The organism is Geomonas propionica (genome assembly GCF_016458235.1).
Taxonomy (GTDB): Bacteria; Desulfobacterota; Desulfuromonadia; order Geobacterales; family Geobacteraceae; genus Geomonas; species Geomonas propionica.
Genome location: NZ_JAEMHK010000001.1, coordinates 432732 through 450897, shown reverse-complemented (window position 1 = coordinate 450897; position 18166 = coordinate 432732). Strand labels below are relative to the sequence as shown.

Below are 18166 nucleotides of genomic sequence, written 5' to 3'. Positions count from 1 at the left end.
AGTACTACTGGAACATTCCGACCATCTGCCCGTGCCACTTATTAAAAAATACAAACGTTAGTCTACCATGTCTTTCTTCGATTGCCGCCTCCGGAATTCCTCCCTCCCCCCCGCAAAGTAAGGCACAAAAAAGGGGGAGCAGCCTCTCGGCCCTCCCCCTTGTCACACCTATCTATTCAGTTCTTACCAAGTCTCGTCCGGTTCGCCCCACAGGTTCAGGGCGATGTCATCCAAGAGCTCCGGTATCCCCTCACCGGTTGCCGCGGAAATGGGGAAGACCTTGATGCCGCGCTCCTCGAAGTACGGAAGCACTTGTTTCAGGTTCTCCTTGACGTGCGGCAAGTCGATCTTGTTGATCACCACGGTCTGTCGCTTCTCGGCCAATTCCGGGTTGAAGAGAGCCAGCTCGCGGTTGATCGCCTCGTACTCGGCGATGGGGTCGCGGTCCGGCATCCAGGAGAGATCGAGCAGGTGCAAAAGCTGCCCGGTGCGCTCCAGATGCTTGAGGAAACGGTGACCAAGCCCCGCCCCCTCGCTCGCCCCTTCGATGAGGCCGGGGATGTCGGCCATCACGAAGCTACGGTAGTTTTTGTATTTGACCACACCGAGGTTCGGCTTCAGCGTGGTGAAGTGGTATTCCGCTATTTTCGGGCGCGCAGCCGAGATCTTGGTGATCAGCGAGGACTTGCCCACGCTCGGCATACCCAATAGGCCCACGTCGGCCATGAGTTTCAGCTCCAGGCGGATCCAGCGCTCCTCACCCGGCTCACCGGGTTGGGCGAACTTGGGCGCCTTATGGGTCGCCGTCTTGAAGCGGGCGTTACCCTGGCCGCCGCGGCCACCCTTGAGGAGCACGATGCAAGAGTCCGGCTCGGTCAGGTCCGCGAGGATCTCGCCGGTCTCGGCGTCCTTGATCACGGTCCCCCGCGGTACCAGGATCTCCTTGGTCTCGCCGTTGGCGCCGTGGCGGTCGCTGCCCATACCGTTCCTGCCGCGGCCGGCTTTCTGGTGCGGATGCTGGCGCAGGTCGAGCAGCGTGGAGAGGTGCGACGACACCTTGAATACCACGTCGCCCCCCTTGCCACCGTCCCCGCCGTCGGGCCCGCCCAGCGGGATGAACTTCTCGCGGCGAAAAGAGACGCATCCTGCACCGCCGTCGCCGGACTTCAGGTAAATTTTTACTTCATCTATGAAACTCATTAAGTCTTATCCTGTGCAAACGGCAAAAGCCCGGACCTTGCGGCTCCGGGCTTTCACACTTTCGTCTTGCTGCGCTGGCTAGTTGGCCGGGTAGACAGAGACCTTCTTGCGGTCTTTGCCCAGACGCTCGAACTTCACCACGCCCTCGATGAGAGCGAACAGCGTGTAATCCTTACCGAGGCCCACGTTGTTGCCCGGGTGGATCTTGGTACCGTGCTGACGGTAGATGATGTTGCCAGCTTTGACGGCTTCGCCGCCAAACTTCTTGCAACCAAGTCTTTGGCCGTCGGAGTCGCGACCGTTCCTGGAACTACCGACGCCTTTCTTGTGTGCCATTTTCTGCTCCTTCTGCCGGTAGCGGCCCTGATCGCAACGAATCGCGGCTGCCGCACCGCCGTTTGAATATTACCTAGGCGTTAATCTTCTCAATCAACAGAATGGTCCTGAGTTGACGGTGCCCGTTAAGTTTCCTCGAGTTTTTCCGGCGCTTGGACTTGAAGACCAGAATCTTCTTGTCTTTGCCCTGCTCGACGATCTTGCCGACTACAGAGGCGCTGGGCACTAAAGGTGTTCCGATAACAACCTTATCGCCGCCAACCATCAGGACGTCGGAGATTTCAACGGTATCACCTACCGCACCCTCCAGCTTTTCGACTTTGAGAAAGTCGCCTTCGGAAACTTTATATTGCTTCCCTCCGGTTTTGACTACTGCGTACATGTACTTCACCACCTTTACACTAGATTTACAATTGAGCGGTCAAACTTATCTTGAAAAGTTTTTTGAGTCAAGGTTTTTTTCGGGCACTTCCGTTTTTTCTGTCCGTAAGGGCGAAGAGGTTAATCGAGATCGACGAAGACCTCGTCACCGCGGATCTCCACCGGATAGATCTTCAGGGGGACGCATTCCTTGTGCTCGGCGCAGATCCCGGTCACTAGGTCGAAACGGTAGCCGTGGCGCTGACAGGACAACTTGCCGGCCTCCTTGACGAGCGCTCCCTGCAACGGAGCCCCCTGGTGCGGACATTCGTGCTCACAGGCATAGACGATCCCCTTGGTCTTCACCAGGAGGATCTGCACCCCACCGATCTCGACCAGCTTCTTGCCGAATTCAGGAACTTCGGAAACTTTCGCGGCAAATACCATGGAACACCTCCGGATCGTTTTTAGAATTGGTGCCACCAAAAATTATTGTTCCGGTCATGGTCTCCCTGTAGGGGCGAATAATCATTCGCCCCCCATAGGCGAACCACCTTTGAAGACGGCCGTCACCGGGGTGCCGCGCGGCGATTTAGCCGGTGCACCTGCGGTCGGGCGAATAATTATTCGCCCCTACAACGTCGCCCCCCAGACAGGAAGACGCGCCGCTTCTTTACCGCTTCACAATCTTCACGCAGTGCGCTGACTCTTCCGCCTTGGCGCGGGCCTCGTCGCAATCGGCGCCGAAGGCGAGCGCCACACCCATGCGGCGCCCCTTCCTGGTGTCGGGCTTGCCGAACAGGCGCAGCTTGCTGCCGGCAACGGCCAGCGCCTCGGCGACCCCTTCGAAAGCGACCTCGCCAGCGGCGTCCTCGGCCAGGATCACGTGCGACGCTGCGCACCCCTGGCTCTCCACCTCCGGCACGGGAAGCCCGAGGATGGCGCGCACGTGCAGCTCGAACTCGGACAGGTTCTGGGAAATCATGGTGACCATGCCGGTGTCGTGCGGCCTCGGCGAAACTTCCGAGAACCAGACTTTGTCCCCGGTGACGAAGAACTCGCAGCCGAAGATACCGCGCCCGCCCAATGCGCCGGTCACGGCCTCGGCCTGGCGCTGCGCCTCGGCCAGCACCGCCGGAGCCATCGGGGTCGGCTGCCAGGATTCGTGGTAGTCGCCGTCGATCTGGCGGTGCCCGATGGGAGGACAGAAGCCGGTGCCGCCCACGTGGCGCACGGTGAGAAGGGTGATCTCGTAGTCGAACGGGATGAACTGCTCCACGATGATCTTGTTGGAGGCGCCGCGCGCCCCCTCGATGGCGTACTTGAAGCAGCGCTCCATGTCTGCCGCGTCGCGCAGGACGCTCTGGCCTTTCCCGGACGAACTCATGATCGGCTTGACCACGCAGGGAAGGCCGATGGCGGCGACCGCCTCGCCGAACTCCTCCATGCTGGTGGCGAAACGGTAGGCAGCGGTGGGGAGGCCGAGCTCCTCGGCGGCCAGTCGGCGGATACCTTCGCGGTTCATGGTCAGGTTGGCGGCGCGCGCCGTCGGGATGACGTTGAAGCCTTCCTTTTCCAGCTCCAGAAGATACTCGGTATTGATCGCCTCGATCTCCGGCACGATGAAGGTGGGCTGTTCCAGACGCACCACCCGATCCAACTGCTCGCGGTTCAGCATATCGATCACGTGGCTTCTGTGCGCGACCTGCATCGCGGGCGCATCGGCGTAGCGGTCCACCGCGATCACCTCGATCCCGAACCTCTGGGCTTCGATGGCCACTTCCTTACCGAGCTCACCCGCGCCCAACAACATCATCCTCGTCGCACCATTCTTCAGCGGCGTGCCAATCATCTTTTCTCCTGGTCCTTTATTTAACTTACGGCTACTTCGAACTGTTCCTGGTGGAAGCCGGGCTTGGCGCGCACGGTGATCCGCTTCTTAAAGTTCTTTTCCAGCTCCTCGAGGCCGCGGCGCTCCTCGTCGTAGAGGAGGTCGGCAACCTGCGGGTGCACGGTGAGCATCACCTTGGTGCCCCGGATGTCGAGCATCTCGCGGCGCAGTTCGCGGAAGATCTCGTGGCAGACGGTGATCTTGGACTTCACATAGCCGCGCCCTTCGCAGTACGGGCAGGGCTCGCACATCATGCGCCCGAGGCTCTCGCGCACCCGCTTCCTGGTCATCTCCACCAGGCCGAGCTCGGAGATCTTCAGGATGTTGGTCTTGGACTTGTCGCTCTTCAGCGCCTCTTCCAGCGCGCCGTAGACCTTCTCGCGGTTCACCTCCTTCTCCATGTCGATGAAGTCGATGATGATGATGCCGCCCAGGTTCCTCAGGCGCAGCTGGTAGGCAATCTCCTTGACCGCTTCCAGGTTGGTCTTCAGGATGGTGTCTTCGAGGTTGTGCTTGCCGACGTAGCGACCGGTGTTGACGTCGATGGCGGTCAGCGCCTCGGTCTGCTCGATGATGATGTAACCGCCCGATTTCAGCCACACCTTGCGTCCCAGCGCGCGGCTGATCTCCACCTCGAGGCCGAAGTGGTCGAAGATGGGCTCCTCCTCGTCGTAGAGCTCGATGGAGTACTTCATCTTGGGCATGAAAGTGCTGATGAATTGGACAATCTTGTCGTGCTCGGGCTTGGAGTCCACCACGATGCGCTCGACCGACTCGGTGAGGATGTCGCGCACCACCTTCTGGGTCACGTCCAGGTCGGAATGGATCAGGGTGGGCGCGCCCGCCTTGTCCTTCTTCTTGGCGATCTCGTCCCAGAGCTTGGTGAGGTAGTGCAGGTCGGCGACCAAGTCCTCTTCGCTCTTCCCTTCCGACACCGTCCTGACGATGAAGCCGCCGCCGACGGGCTTGATACGGTCGACGATCTCCTTCAGGCGCTCCCGCTCGACCTCGTCCTCGATGCGGCGCGAGATGCCGACGTGATCCACGGTCGGCATGTAGACCAGGTGCCGCCCCGGGAGCGAAATGTGGGCCGTGATGCGGGCTCCCTTGGTGCCGATGGGTTCCTTGGAGATCTGCACCAGGAGTTCCTGCCCTTCCTGCAAGAGCTCCTCGATCGGGTGGAGCGGGTGCGGCACCGGCTCCTCACCCTCCTCCGGCTCGATGTAACTGTCGTACTCGTCCATGGCGTCAAAGACGTCCGCCACGTAGAGGAACGCCGCCTTTTCCAGCCCGATGTCCACGAACGCCGCCTGCATGCCAGGCAGCACCCTGACCACCCTACCCTTGTAGATGTTGCCGATGATCCCCTTCACCCTGCTCCTCTCGACGTACAGCTCCGCTATGGTGCCGTTCTCGATGAGCGCGATGCGGGTTTCGTGGGAGGTGGTGTTGATGACCAACTCGTTTCCCATGCTAACCCCTTCCTGTATATAAAATTCAAAAGCAAAACAAGTTCTACGTTCTATGTTCTACGTTCTATGTTGACGACAACTGCCACCACCTCCATTGCGATGGATTCGCCAGTTCTACTGAGGCAGCCAATACCAATGCGCCTCTAACATAGAACCTAGAACGTAGAACCTAGAACGGGTTCTATTGTTTAAAAAGCACTTCCAGCTTCTCAAGCCGCGCATCTTTGAGTGCGGCGGCTGGGACGCCGAGGATGGCGCTGATGAACTCGAGCAGCTTGCCGCGCCCCGCCACCATCTCCAGCACCCGACCTTCGACCTTCAACTCGGCCAGTTCGTGGCGCAGATCGAATTCGGTCGCCTTCCCCTTCTTCTCCCGCCTGACTGGCAAAGATTCCAGGGCAAGAAACGCCGCGGCCTTCGCCTCCAGGTCGTGCGCCAGTTCCTCCGGCAGGGTCACGCGGTAGCGCACTTTGTCCATGAGCACGGACAACGCCGGTGCCCGCAGCGGGATCTCATCCGCCTCCAGCACCCGCACCCCCTCAGGGAGGGTCACATTCAGGGCCTCCTGCAACTGTGCCGCCGTGTACCCGGCGTCGACCTCGAAGTCCATGTATTCCGCATACGACTCAATGCCGACGGAGAGCGCGGTGGCAAAGGAGAATTTCGGGTGGGGATGGAATCCCAGTGAAAAGCGGATCGGGATGCCGGAGCGTCCCACCGCCCTGGTGAACAAGGTCAGCATCTCCAAGTGGCTCAGGAACCGCATCCGTCCCACCTTCTCGAAACGGATCCGGATCCTCTGCGCCTCTTCAGTCGGCTCAGGTATTGCGGACTGGCTGGCGTAGGTGCCGAAGGGAACCGGCTCGTTGAGCCGCAGCTTTATTTCCTTGAAATCGCAGACCCCGCAACCGGTGCAGCGATCGAAACGGCAATCCGGAGTAGCGGCGCCGACCAGCGCAGCCTCGCGCTCCTTAAGCAGGAACGAGGTAGTCACGCCGCAGTCGATGTGGTGCCAGGGGAGCACCTCGTCCAGTTCGCGGCGCCTCAGGTAAAAGTCGGCGTCGATCCCGGTGTTCTCGAAGGCTTGCACCCACTTGAGGCGATCGAAGTGCTCCCACCACCCGTCGAAACGGCAACCGAGGCGATGCGCCTCGATAAGGAGCTTGGAGAGCCGGCGGTCGCCGCGGGCGAAGACGCCCTCCATGCCGGAGAGAGAGGCATCCTGCCATTTCATGATCAGCTTCTTTTTCTTAAGGGCGTCGCGCAGGTAGCGTTGTTTCTCGACGATCTCGGCCTCGCTGATCTGCGGCTCCCACTGGAACGGGGTGTGCGGCTTGGGCACGAAGCTGGACACGGAAACGTTGACGTCGCCGCCGTTGCCGGCGAATTTCCCCTGCCGCTTCACCTCGCGGGAGAGTTCCACGATCCCGTCCACGTCCTCCATGGTTTCGGTGGGCAGGCCGATCATGAAGTAGAGCTTGATCAGGCGCCAGCCGTTACGGTAGACCGAGCCGGCGTTCTCCAGCAGGGCCTGTTCCGTAATGCCCTTGTTGATCACGCTCCTGAGCCGCTCGCTGCCCGCCTCAGGCGCCAAGGTGAAACCGGTCTTCCGTACCCGGCGGATCTCCTCCGCCATCTCGTCGCTCAAGCTCCCCACCCGCATCGAGGGAAGCGAAACTGCCTTCTTCTGCGCCGAGTAGCGGTCCATGAGGCCCTTGAGCAGCGGGGTCAGACAGCCGTAGTCGCCGGTTGAGAGGGAGAGGAGCGAGATCTCGTCGTAGCCGGTGTTGTGCAGCGCCTCTTCCATGATCTCGAAGACCCGCTCGGGGCTGCGCTCGCGCACAGGCCGATAAATATACCCTGCCTGGCAGAACCTGCAACCCCGCGTGCAGCCACGGGAAATCTCGACACTGACCCGGTCGTGCACCGTCTTCAGGAACGGCACGATGGGGGAGGTCGGGTAGTAGGCTGTTTCCAGGTCGGCCACGAAACGCCTGCGCACGCCCTGGTACCACTCTTTCTTGGGAGTGATGGCGGCGACCCTGCCGTCGTCGTGATAGCTCACCTCGAACAAGCTGGGGACGTAGACACCTTCGATCCGCGCCAGGCGCTCCAGGAGTTCGGCCTTGGCAAGCCCCTGCTCCTTCGCGGTTCGCACGCAATCGGCAAGTTCGATGACCGCCTCCTCGCCGTCTCCGATCAGGAAGGCGTCGAAGAAGTCGGCCAGGGGTTCCGGGTTGTAGGCGCACGGGCCGCCGGCGATGACGAGGGGATAACCTTCGGGCCTGTCGCAGGCGAGCAGCGGGATCCCGGAGAGATCCAGCATGTTCAGGATGTTGGTGTAGGAAAGCTCGTACTGCAGGGTGAAGCCCAGAATGTCGGCTTTGGCCAGCGGCGTCCCCGCTTCCAGCGTGACCAGCGGCTTCGCCTCGGCGCGCAGGGATTCCTCGAGGTCGGGCCACGGCGCGTAGGCGCGCTCGGGCATCACCCAGGGCACCTCTTTTAGGACGCCGTAGAGGACCTGCAACCCGAGGTGACTCATCCCTATTTCATATACGTCAGGGAAGGCGAGCACAAAACGAAGCGCTCCTTCCCGGTTGGCAACTGTTCCCATCTCCCCACCCATGTAGCGGGCGGGTTTTTCCACTGACAAAAGTATGTTATTGCTCAAAAATCCCCCAGATAGCCCGGCTCAGCCGTGACCGGACATAGTAACAAAATATGCGGAGACCTGGCAAGCAATATACCCTCGGCACCAGCACTGACCGCCACAAAGCATGCCTCATTTGAGGTACTCATTGGAGCATATGCGGCGGCATTATCATGAGAACCGGCAGGCGCCCAGGCACCGGTGGACGGTTTTTCAAGTGTTTACAGTTATAATGAGAGGTTGGCACGCAACCTGCTCCATGTACGACACAAACCCATTTTGTACAAGGAGATTTACCATGAAAAAAGTTCTTTCCTCCGTAGTTGCTGCTCTCGTTGCTGTTGCTTTCGCTGGTGTTGTTTTCGCTGCTGACGCTGCTCCGGCTGCTGCTCCGGCTGCAGAAGTGAAAAAAGAAGAAAAAGCTCCGGCTAAGAAAGCTGCTCCGAAGAAGAAAAAAGCTGCTAAGAAAGCCGCTGCTAAGAAAGACGAGAAGAAAGAAGAGAAAGCCGCTGCTCCGGCTGCTGCTCCGGCTGCAAAGTAATTTCCCCTTAACGGGTAATTGCGAAAGGCCGCATCTCACGATGCGGCCTTTTTTTATTTCCGGAGGAAGCCAAAGCCCGTATTTCCCTGCATGGCCAGCGCCCTCACCCCTGCCCCTCTCCCGGAGGGCGAGGGGATATGTCATCGCCCGCTTCAGTGTGTTTCCGAGCGTAAAAAAAAGATCCAAGGGTTCCGATTGCGGAACGGGCCTTGGATCTTTTTGCGTTTCTGGAAAGCGGTGCTTGGTCCGCCTACTCCTTCTGCCAGGCGTAAGCCGGGTCGAGGAAGGGGTCGTAGAAGCCCGGGTACGCCAGGAAGAAGGTGGCGGTCTCACCTACACCCGATGCCGTACGTACCAGGGTCATGCCTATCCCTTTCAACGGACCCACGGTGACGCACTTGGCGGCCCCTTCTTCCTTGCAAGTGGTATAGATCTGCTTCGGGAACTCCAGCCACCCGGTCGCGATATTGGCAACACCCCGGACCAGCTTGTTGGCCATACCGTCCACTATCTCTTGCGGAGAGGTGGAATCCACGGTGCGGGTATCGACCGCATGTCCCTTTTCAGCCGTCAGGACCAGGGACAGCACCAGTATGGCCAGAACAACAAACCGCTTCTGCATCATCTACTCTCCCTTGGTCGGAACTGGTTGCGCCTCGCTCTGGCCTCTCGGTTCGACCCGTTTTTCGTCCCAACCTTGCCATACGAATTCCGGGGTGATCAGGGGATCGTAGTAGCCGGGCTGTGGCACAGCGAAAAAGACGGTTTCGGTCAAGCCGGTAAAGAGGCGGTAGAAGGCCATGCCGGCGCCCTTCAAGGGTCCGACCACGTACCCGATGGCGCCGCGATCCCGCACCATCAGGTAGGACTGCTTGGGCACCTCGACCACGGAGGTCACCGTATTGGTCACCCCGCGAACCAGCTTGAACGCCATCTTCTCGGCAACGGCCTCCGGTTGCTGACCTTCCAAAGCAAACGAAGAGGTGGCAAAAACCATGAGCAGCAACAGGGATAACAAAGTCAGCTTGGTACGCATGTCGACTCCTTTTTGAGCTACATGTCGATAAATGCTATGTTCTTGTAGCATAGATGGGTTTCATTGGCAAGACAGCACTACCTTTGTCATGGAAGAGAGCACAACAAAAAAGGCGCGGTTGGAAAAACCGCGCCTTTTCTTATTCAATGTCTGCTGGTGGGTGTTACTTCTTGCCGTGCTTCTTGGCGAGATATTCGGCGACTCCGGTGGTGGAAGCCTTCATAGACTCCTCACCTTCCTGCCAGTTAGCCGGGCAGACTTCGCCGCCGTGGGTCTCGACGAATTGGAGTGCATCCAGCATCCTAAGCGCCTCACCGACGCTGCGGCCCAGCGGCAGATCGTTGATGACGGAGTGGCGTACGACGCCCTTGGTATCGATGAGGAAGAGCCCGCGTAGCGCAACCGACTCGTTCAGCAGAATGCCGTAGCTCCTGGCGATGCCCTTGTCGAGGTCCTCGACCAGCGGGTACTGGACATTGCCGATGCCGCCGTTTTCTACCGCGGTGTTTTTCCAGGCCAAGTGGGTGAACCTGGAGTCCACCGAGACGCCGATGACTTCGCAGTTCTTCTCCTTGAATTCCGCCACCCTCTTGTCGAAGGCGAGGATCTCGGAGGGGCAAACAAAGGTGAAGTCGAGCGGGTAGAAAAAGAGGACTACGTACTTGCCGCGATATTTGGACAGAGTGAGCCCTGTGAAGGAGTTATCGGGCATTACCGCCTGTGCCGTAAAATCGGGGGCTTCCTTAGTTACCAAGGTAGTGAGACTCATAGGTGCTGTTCTCCTTTGGGCTGATTGGGATTCTAATGGGAGCAACTGTACCAGCGGTCCAATCCCGTGTCAATCAAAAAAGATAAAAAGCGTCCTATTGGTCCTTTGATCCTAACGAAGCCCCGCTCAACTCCCAGGCAGCACCTGCTAACGCTCCACTATTTCGCCGCGAATACTGATGGTTACCTCGCGGAACGGGATCTCCATACCCGAAGCGGCCAAGGCTTGGCGCGCCGCCATCACGATGCCGCCGCAGCAGGGCACTTCCATTCTGAGTACGGTGATCCCCTTGACGCCCGAAACGCGGAACAACTCGGTCAGCTTGGCCAGGTACGCGTTGTTGTCGTCCAGTTTCGGGCAGCCGACCACCACCGCCTTGCCGGCCAGGAAGTCCTGGTGATAGTTCGGATAGGCGAAGGGCACGCAGTCCGCGGTAATGAGCAGTTCGGCGTCCTTGAAGTAAGGAGCCGTCACAGGTACCAGGTGCAGCTGCACCGGCCACTGCGCCAGTTGACTCTGAATCGCTCCCGCCGCCGGTGCCGGAGCGGACGGTGCGGGGGCAAAGCTCTGAACACGGGAGCCGGGGCAACCTCCGCCGCCATGCCCATGCCCATGCCCATGCCCATGCCCATGCCCATGCCCATGCCCATGCCCATGCCCATGGCCGTGGCCTGCGGGTGCCGCGCCCTGTGCGCCCAGGTGTTTTTCGACGGCAACCTCGTCAAACTCGTCCGCCTCGCGCTCGATGATGGTGATGGCGTCCTGCGGGCACTCGCCGAGGCAGGCGCCCAAGCCGTCGCACAGGTTGTCCGCGGCGATCTGGGCCTTGCCGTTCACGATCTTGATCGCGCCTTCCGCGCAGGAGGGGGCGCAAAGCCCGCAGCCGTCACATTTTTCCTGGTCTATATGCACAATTTTCCTGATCATCCTTATCCCCCTAAAATCCGTTCTATGTTCTAAGTTCTATATTCTAAGTTAAAGGCAAAAGCCTAGATCGCCGCTGGCTGCGAGACTGACATTCTGTTTCTAACGTAGAACGTAGAACACAGAACGTAGAACGGCCGTTAAAAGAAGTAGTGCCAGAGCAGATCGAGGCGGCCGCGCAGCATGAGGTGCTTGCCGGAGTAGCCCATGATCTCGCGGATCTTGCCGCGCTGCACCTTGCCGTAGCAGTGTACGTGACAGTGCTTGCAAGTGGGTTTGGGGTCGAGCGGACATTTCTCCCGCTTCAGCTTGGCATAAGCCAAAAGATCGGAGCACTCCTCACAGAGCACACCTTTCGGGCTTTTGTGCTTGCTCCGGCAGTAGAAGCCGATGAAGGTTTCCAGAACCCTGATATCTTTTTCCTGCTTCACTCTCTTTTCCATGGTCGCCACCATAGCAGAACAAATCGCCTTAAGTCATGACGAAAGTCAATTAAATCAACTCCGCACCCTTTGCCTTTGTGGCGGATTTATGCTACTTTCCCGCGAATGAACACTAACATGGAAAAACTCATCATCCCGCGCGCGGAGCATTCCATCTCCCGCTCGCTGCTCAGCCCCAACGGCGTCAAGGTGCTCTACAAGCTCAGAGAGCACGGCTTCATCGCCTACCTGGTGGGCGGCGGCGTCCGGGACCTGCTCCTGGGGCGCGAGCCCAAGGACTTCGACGTCGTCACCGACGCCACCCCGAACCAGCTCAAGAAGCTGTTCCGCAACTGCCGCCTGATCGGCCGCCGCTTCCGCCTGGCCCACATTCATTTCCACGACGAGATCATCGAAGTCGCCACCTTCCGTTCCACCGTCGATGCGGCTGAAGCCGCCGCCGAGGGAGCCCCCGAGGCTTTGCCCGAAGAACCCGCCGAGGCTCCTGCCGAGGCCGAGCAGCTCGAGGAGGAACGCGACGGTCGGAGAAGGCGCCGGCTCCACCACGGCCCGCCCATCCTCAAAAGCGAGGACGGCATGGTGCTCCGGGACAACGTCTTCGGCACCCCGGAAGAAGACGCCATCCGCCGCGATTTCACCGTAAACGCCCTGTTCTACAACATCGCAGACTTCTCCATCATCGACCACGTGGGCGGCATGGAGGACCTGAAAAACGGGTTGATCCGCACCATCGGCGACCCCATGGTCCGCTTCACCGAGGACCCGGTGCGCATGATCCGCGCCATCCGGTTCGCCTCCATGCTCGGCTTCAACATCGAGCCGCGGACTGAGGCCGCCATAGAGGCCCTCTGCGGCACCATCAACAAGGCCACGCCGCCGCGCCTTTACGAGGAGGTGCTGAAGCTGCTCCTGATGGGAGCCGGCGAGCGGACTTACCAGATGATGCGCCACAACGGGCTGTTCGAGCCGCTTTTCCCCCACTTCGACGCCTGGCTCTCGCGCGAGTCCGACTGCTATCCCCACGTCCGGGTGAGCAAGGCGCTGGAGTGGGTCGACGAGCAGTTGGGCCAGGGAAATCCGGTCACACCTTCGTTGTTGATCGCCTTGATGTTCGGCGAGTACCTGGAGGAGAAGGTGGCCCAGTTCCGGGACGGGGGATTGCCGCCGCAGCAGGCAACCGACGCGGCAGTAGCTGCCTTCGCCGGGGAGCTCGCGCCGACGGTTTCGGTGCCGAATCGGGCGATCGTCGCGGTGCGGGATATCCTCAACATGCAGCAGCGCTTCCAGAAGACCCCCGGGAGAAACGGCCGCGGAGTGGTGGCGCGCCCCGCCTTCCACGACGCACTGCAGTACTTGCGTTTCATGGAGCAGCTCACCCCGCCCAAGCGGTCGCTGGCCGACTGGTGGGAGCGCTTTGCCGCGCAACAATCCGAAGGGGTCGTCGAGGCCGCGCCGGAACCGAGAGGCGAGGCGGCGGCTGGCGAAGCGGCGAAGAAGAAGCGGCGGCGGAGACGGCGGCGCAAGAAGCCGGGTGCGGCGCCGGAATAAGTGGCCCCGTCAGATTCTCCCCCCTCCCCGCCCCTCCCCCTCCAGTGGAGGGAGTTTAAGAGATAAAGAAGCCCCTCATCCGTGACGGAATCGAGGGGCTTTTCGTTGTCAATTGTTCATTTTCAATGGTCAACTTCCTTTGGTGATCTCCGCCACTTCGAGCCTCTTGATCTTGTCGCGCAGTTCCGCCGCCCTCTCGAACTCCTGGGCTTTCGCCGCGGCCAACATCTCTTTTTTCAGCCGTTTCAACGTCTTCTCCAGGGCCTTGGGGTTCAGGAAATCCTCGCCCTTCACCGGGACTGTGACATAGTCCTTCTCCTCGGGAGCCTGCAGCACGTTGGCGATCAGCCTCTTCACGCTCTCCGGCGTGATGCCATGCTCGCTGTTGTAGGCCTGCTGCAATTCGCGCCTTCTGATGGTCTCGTCGATGGCGGACTGCATGGAGCCGGTCACCTTGTCCGCGTACATGAGCACGCGCCCGGCCACGTTCCTCGCGGCGCGACCGCAGGTCTGGATCAGGGAGCGGGTCGAGCGCAGGAAACCTTCCTTGTCCGCGTCGAGAATGGCCACCAGCGACACCTCGGGTAGGTCCAGCCCTTCGCGCAGCAGGTTGATGCCCACCAGCACGTCGAATTCCCCAAGCCGCAGGTCGCGCAGTATCTCCATGCGCTGGAAGGTATCGATGTCCGAGTGCAGGTAGCGCACCCGGATACCGAGCTCCCGGTAGTAGTCGGTAAGCTCCTCCGCCATCCTCTTGGTGAGGGTGGTGACTAGGATGCGCTCGCCCCGCTCTGCGGTCACGCGCACCTCGTGCAGCAGATCGTCCACCTGCCCGGCCGCGGGACGCACCTCGATCACCGGGTCGATCAGGCCGGTGGGGCGGATCAGCTGCTCGACCACGACGCCGCCGGCCATCTTCAGCTCGTACTCCGCCGGGGTCGCCGAGACGTACACCGCCTGGTTCAGCTTCCGACTGAACTCCTGGAAGGTGAGCGGCCGGTTGTCCAGTGCCGAGGGGAGCCGGAAACCGAAGTTCACCAAGGTCTCCTTGCGGCTCCGGTCGCCGCGGTACATCCCTCCCACCTGCGACACGGTGATGTGGGACTCGTCCACCACCAGCAGGAAGTCGTCGGGGAAGTAGTCGATCAGCGTGTAGGGAGGGTCCCCCGCCCGGCGCCCATCGAAGTGCCGCGAGTAGTTCTCGATTCCCTGGCAAAAGCCCATCTGCTCCATCATCTCGATGTCGAAGAAGGTGCGCTGCTCAATGCGCTGCGCCTCGAGGAGCATGTTCTGATCCTTGAAGTAGCGGATGCGCTCCTCCAGCTCGACCCGGATCTGCTCGACCGCCCGCTCCAAGGTCTGGCGGCTCGCCACGTAGTGCGAGGCGGGGTAGATGGCGAAGCGCGGCAGTTTCTGAAGCTGCACGCCGCGCAGGGGGTCGATCTCAGAGATCGCCTCTACAGTGTCGCCCCAAAACTCGATCCGGATGGCGCGTTCGTCGTCGTGCGCCGGGAACACCTCGACGGTGTCGCCGCGCACCCGGAAGCTGCCGCGGTGGAAGTCGACGTCATTGCGCTCGTACTGGATCTCCACCAGGCGTTTCAATAGCTCGTCGCGCCCGAGCTCATCCCCCTCGCGCACCCGGATCTGCATCTCCTGGTACGATTCCGGCGAGCCGATGCCGTAGATGCAGGAAACGGAGGCGACGATGATCACGTCGCGCCGGGTCAAGAGGCTCCTGGTGGCGGCATGGCGGAACTTGTCGATTTCGTCGTTGATGGAGGAGTCTTTCTCGATGAAGGTATCCGAAGAAGGGATGTAGGCTTCAGGCTGGTAATAGTCGTAATAGGAAACGAAGTACTCGACGGCGTTGTTGGGGAACAGCTCCTTGAACTCTCCGTAGAGCTGGGCCGCCAGGGTCTTGTTGGGGGCGAGCACTAGGGCGGGGCGGTTGCACCGGGCGATCACCTGCGCCATGGTGAAGGTCTTGCCGGAGCCGGTGACCCCGAGCAGGACCTGGTGCTGGTCGCCGCGCAGCACCCCTTCGGAAAGCTCTTCGATGGCGCGCGGCTGATCGCCCCGCGCCTGGAAACCAGTTACCAGTTCGAATTTGTCCATGCGCTGGATATTAACAGGATGAGGTGCGCCTTGGCAACAGGGGTATCAGGCCGCGGCGCAGGTGCGATGTGGGGGAAGCTGGTTCACGCTCAGCCAGTAGGTCATCACCTGCTTCATGTTTTCGCAGAACTGGCCGTAGTCCACGGGCTTGCGGATGTAGCTGTTGGCGCCCAGGCGGTAGCTGTCCAGGATGTCCTGCTCCTCGGTGGACGAGGTGAACACAATCACGGGGATGGAACGGGTTTTCGCCTCCTCCCTCATGCGGCGCAGCACCTCCAGCCCGTTCACCTTGGGGAGCTTCAGATCGAGCAGCACCAAAAGAGGAGTCGGCGTCGGCTCGCCGCCGCTGCGCCCGGCGCCGAACAGGTGATCAAGCGCCTCGGCGCCGTCGCGCGCCACCACGATGCCGTACGGCATGTGCTTGCGTATCGCCCTAAGGGTCAGAGCCTCGTCATCAGGATTGTCCTCGACCAGCAGGATCATCTTGTTCATCTGAGTCCTCCTTCTAGAGAGATAGGGGCAGCAAGGTTTTAACAAACTTCCAACATTTTTACAATAATTTTTTAATAATCTTGCTCTTACCATACCATTAATCGAACTGTTGATTTTTCCGAGCCCCCTGTGCGATACTGCAGCATCTTACGCGACTAACAAGGGAGGTCACATGTTTGGATTCGGAATGCCGGAGCTCATTATAATCCTGGTGATCGTGCTCGTGGTGTTCGGTGCCGGCCGGCTCCCGGAGATCGGCGGCGCGCTCGGCAAAAGCATCAGGAACTTCAAGAAGGCTTCCAGCGGCAAGGATGAAATTGAGATTAAAGCCAGCCGCCCCGATGACGATAAAAAAGGGAGCTAGCTCCAGCTAATTAGTTTTTGAGTCCGTCTTTCCGAGGTCCCCGCTGCTGCTTGCGGGGACCTTTTTGTATTTTTGGTGCGGCACACACTCCAGATCAGGCAGTCACAGCGGAAGAGTCATGAAAAAACATCACAAGGACACCGTGGCGCCACAAGGCGCAGGCCCGATCGTGGAACTCCTAGTCGCCGGCGTAATCACCAACCAGCAGCTGCTTTACGCCCAGCGCGTGCACGGGAAACTGCAATCCACCAAGACGCTGATTGACGTGCTCCAGGAACTGGAATACATCAAGCGCGAGGACGTGGTGCGCACCCTGCGCGAGAACAGCCTTTCCATCCGGATCGGCGACCTGCTGGTCGAACTCGGCTACCTGAAGCAGAGCGAGCTCCTCACTGCGCTCAACCTGCAGAAGGAGGGTGGCACTCCGCGCAAGATGCTCGGCGACATCATCGTCGAGAAGGGTTTCATCGAGGAGCGCAGGCTGACCGAAGTGCTTTCCTTCCAGCTCGGCTTCCCCGTGGCGGAGTTGGAATTCCGCAAACTGGACCGCAAGCTCTTCGCGAAAGCCCCCTTCGAGGTGTTCCGGGACGAACTGTTCGTCCCCTACGCCGTCGACGACGAGGGCACGACGCTGGTCGCCTTCGCCAATCCCCTGGAGAAGTATTCGCGCCTCTCCGCAGAGAAGATCTTCGGCAGGAACGTGAAGCCCGCCATCGCCACCCGTACCGCCATCCTCTCCGCCATCACCGCGGCCCAAAAGACGGTCGGCGACGATGGCGCGGTGCCGGACGAAAACACCGTGGTCGGCATGATCAACAAGCTCTTCGACGACGCCATGACCATGGGGGCCAGCGACATCCACATCGAGCCGCTCAGGGACCGGCTGCGCATTCGGCTGCGCCACGACGGCGTCATGATGCCGCACATGGAACTGCCGCTCGACCTGGCGCCGCAGCTCTCATCGCGCATCAAGGTCATGGCCCAGGCTGACATCGCCGAAAAGAGGCGCCACCAGGACGGGCGCATCATCTACGAGAGCCGGCTGCACGGTTTCAACCTGGACATGCGCGTCTCCTTCTACATCACCATCTTCGGCGAGAAGATCGTGCTGCGCCTCTTGAACAAGAAAGAGGCGATCCTCGAGGTGTCACAGATCGGCATGGCACCACGCATGCTCAAGCAGTTCGTGGAAGACGCGCTGGAAACCCCGTCGGGGGTCATGATCATCACCGGCCCTACCGGCAGCGGCAAGACCTCGACCCTCTACGGCTGTGTCAGCCACCTGAACAACATCAACACCAGCATCATCACCGCGGAAGACCCGGTGGAGTACGTCATCGAGGGGGTGGCCCAGTGCTCCATCAACCAGAAGATCGGGGTGACCTTCGACGAGACCTTGCGCCACATGGTACGTCAGGACCCGGACGTGATCGTCCTGGGCGAGATCCGCGACAACTTTTCCGCCGAAACCGCCATACAGGCCGCGTTGACCGGCCACAAGGTGCTCACTACCTTTCATACCGAAGACAGCATCGGCGGCCTTTTGCGCCTGATGAACATGCAGATCGAGTCGTTCCTGATCTCCTCCACCGTGGTCTGCGTAGTGGCGCAGCGCCTTTTGCGCCTGGTCTGCAACGACTGCGCTGAGCCGTATATCCCCGCCCCCGCGGAGTACGGCCGCATGGGGATGTCGGCCAAGGACCTGGCCGGAGCCAACTTCCGGGCCGGGCGGGGCTGCACCAACTGCCGCTTCACCGGGTTCAAGGGGAGAAGCGCGGTGTTCGAGCTGCTGATCCTGAACGAGCCGGTGAAGGAGGCGATCATGCAGAACAGGTCTTCCGCCGAGATCCGCAGGCTGAGTATGGAGACCTCGGGGCTGGTCACCCTGTTCGAGGACGGGCTGGTGAAGGCTGCCAACGGTCTCATCTCGGTCCAGGAGGTGCTGCGCGACCTCCCCCGCATCGGCGCGCCCAGGCCGCTCATGGAACTGCGCCGCGTCCTCGGCTACTGAGGGGGGACCGT

The 18166-nt window shown here is 60.5% G+C and carries 18 protein-coding genes; 4 read left to right on the top strand and 14 right to left on the bottom strand.

Features of this window, described 5'->3' with window-relative positions; all coding sequences use genetic code 11:
* Positions 1 to 183: 183 nt before the first annotated feature.
* The 7 genes from obgE to JFN90_RS02045 form a co-directional block, all read right to left on the bottom strand.
* A complete protein-coding gene (gene obgE / locus JFN90_RS02075; protein ID WP_199393437.1) occupies positions 184 to 1200 on the bottom strand; it encodes a GTPase ObgE in 1017 nt (338 codons plus the stop codon).
* Between the two features lie 78 nt (positions 1201 to 1278).
* Positions 1279 to 1536 carry a 50S ribosomal protein L27 gene (gene rpmA / locus JFN90_RS02070; protein ID WP_136524072.1) on the bottom strand — a complete coding sequence of 86 codons (258 nt, stop codon included), beginning with the start codon at positions 1534 to 1536 and terminating at the stop codon, positions 1279 to 1281.
* Positions 1537 to 1609: 73 nt separating this feature from the next.
* Positions 1610 to 1918, bottom strand: coding sequence for a 50S ribosomal protein L21 (rplU, locus tag JFN90_RS02065; protein ID WP_015718499.1), 309 nt, complete (start codon positions 1916 to 1918; stop codon positions 1610 to 1612).
* A gap of 119 nt (positions 1919 to 2037) precedes the next feature.
* Entirely contained in the window at positions 2038 to 2343 is a 306-nt protein-coding gene (locus JFN90_RS02060) for a Rieske (2Fe-2S) protein (protein ID WP_199393436.1), read from the bottom strand.
* 226 nt (positions 2344 to 2569) lie between these two features.
* Entirely contained in the window at positions 2570 to 3748 is a 1179-nt protein-coding gene (purT, locus tag JFN90_RS02055; protein WP_199393435.1) for a formate-dependent phosphoribosylglycinamide formyltransferase, read from the bottom strand.
* Positions 3749 to 3768: 20 nt separating this feature from the next.
* Positions 3769 to 5259 (bottom strand): Rne/Rng family ribonuclease, encoded by a 1491-nt coding sequence (locus tag JFN90_RS02050; RefSeq protein ID WP_199393434.1) that lies wholly within the window; start codon positions 5257 to 5259, stop codon positions 3769 to 3771.
* Positions 5260 to 5440: 181 nt separating this feature from the next.
* Positions 5441 to 7930, bottom strand: a complete 2490-nt coding sequence (locus JFN90_RS02045; RefSeq protein ID WP_199393433.1) for a TIGR03960 family B12-binding radical SAM protein — start codon at positions 7928 to 7930, stop codon at positions 5441 to 5443.
* 277 nt (positions 7931 to 8207) lie between these two features.
* Between JFN90_RS02045 and JFN90_RS02040 the strand changes: the two genes are divergently transcribed.
* Positions 8208 to 8450: a hypothetical protein gene (locus JFN90_RS02040; RefSeq protein WP_199393432.1), complete on the top strand. Its 243-nt coding sequence runs from the start codon at positions 8208 to 8210 to the stop codon at positions 8448 to 8450.
* 250 nt (positions 8451 to 8700) lie between these two features.
* On the opposite strand, the gene JFN90_RS02035 is transcribed toward JFN90_RS02040, so the two are convergent.
* The 5 genes from JFN90_RS02035 to JFN90_RS02015 form a co-directional block, all read right to left on the bottom strand.
* Positions 8701 to 9072, bottom strand: coding sequence for an exosortase system-associated protein, TIGR04073 family (locus tag JFN90_RS02035; RefSeq protein WP_199393546.1), 372 nt, complete (start codon positions 9070 to 9072; stop codon positions 8701 to 8703).
* Between the two features lie 3 nt (positions 9073 to 9075).
* On the bottom strand, positions 9076 to 9486 hold the full coding sequence (locus tag JFN90_RS02030) for an exosortase system-associated protein, TIGR04073 family (RefSeq protein ID WP_199393431.1): 411 nt from the start codon (positions 9484 to 9486) through the stop codon (positions 9076 to 9078).
* Positions 9487 to 9649: 163 nt separating this feature from the next.
* Positions 9650 to 10255 (bottom strand): peroxiredoxin, encoded by a 606-nt coding sequence (locus JFN90_RS02025; RefSeq protein ID WP_199393430.1) that lies wholly within the window; start codon positions 10253 to 10255, stop codon positions 9650 to 9652.
* Between the two features lie 147 nt (positions 10256 to 10402).
* Positions 10403 to 11182, bottom strand: a complete 780-nt coding sequence (locus JFN90_RS02020; protein ID WP_199393429.1) for an ATP-binding protein — start codon at positions 11180 to 11182, stop codon at positions 10403 to 10405.
* Between the two features lie 137 nt (positions 11183 to 11319).
* A complete protein-coding gene (locus JFN90_RS02015) occupies positions 11320 to 11622 on the bottom strand; it encodes a nitrous oxide-stimulated promoter family protein (RefSeq protein ID WP_236018798.1) in 303 nt (100 codons plus the stop codon).
* 105 nt (positions 11623 to 11727) lie between these two features.
* Here JFN90_RS02015 and JFN90_RS02010 point away from each other — a divergent pair, with 105 nt between their 5' ends.
* Positions 11728 to 13170 carry a poly(A) polymerase gene (locus JFN90_RS02010; RefSeq protein WP_199393427.1) on the top strand — a complete coding sequence of 481 codons (1443 nt, stop codon included), beginning with the start codon at positions 11728 to 11730 and terminating at the stop codon, positions 13168 to 13170.
* A gap of 129 nt (positions 13171 to 13299) precedes the next feature.
* Here JFN90_RS02010 and uvrB read toward each other — a convergent pair whose 3' ends face one another.
* Both uvrB and JFN90_RS02000 read right to left on the bottom strand, forming a co-directional pair.
* Complete coding sequence (gene uvrB, locus JFN90_RS02005) at positions 13300 to 15288, bottom strand: excinuclease ABC subunit UvrB (protein WP_199393426.1); 1989 nt, start codon at positions 15286 to 15288, stop codon at positions 13300 to 13302.
* 45 nt (positions 15289 to 15333) lie between these two features.
* Entirely contained in the window at positions 15334 to 15780 is a 447-nt protein-coding gene (locus JFN90_RS02000) for a response regulator (RefSeq protein WP_199393425.1), read from the bottom strand.
* Between the two features lie 172 nt (positions 15781 to 15952).
* Here JFN90_RS02000 and JFN90_RS01995 point away from each other — a divergent pair, with 172 nt between their 5' ends.
* Positions 15953 to 16144: a twin-arginine translocase TatA/TatE family subunit gene (locus JFN90_RS01995; RefSeq protein ID WP_199393424.1), complete on the top strand. Its 192-nt coding sequence runs from the start codon at positions 15953 to 15955 to the stop codon at positions 16142 to 16144.
* Positions 16145 to 16262: 118 nt separating this feature from the next.
* A complete protein-coding gene (locus JFN90_RS01990; RefSeq protein ID WP_199393423.1) occupies positions 16263 to 18155 on the top strand; it encodes a GspE/PulE family protein in 1893 nt (630 codons plus the stop codon).
* Positions 18156 to 18166 lie beyond the last annotated feature (11 nt).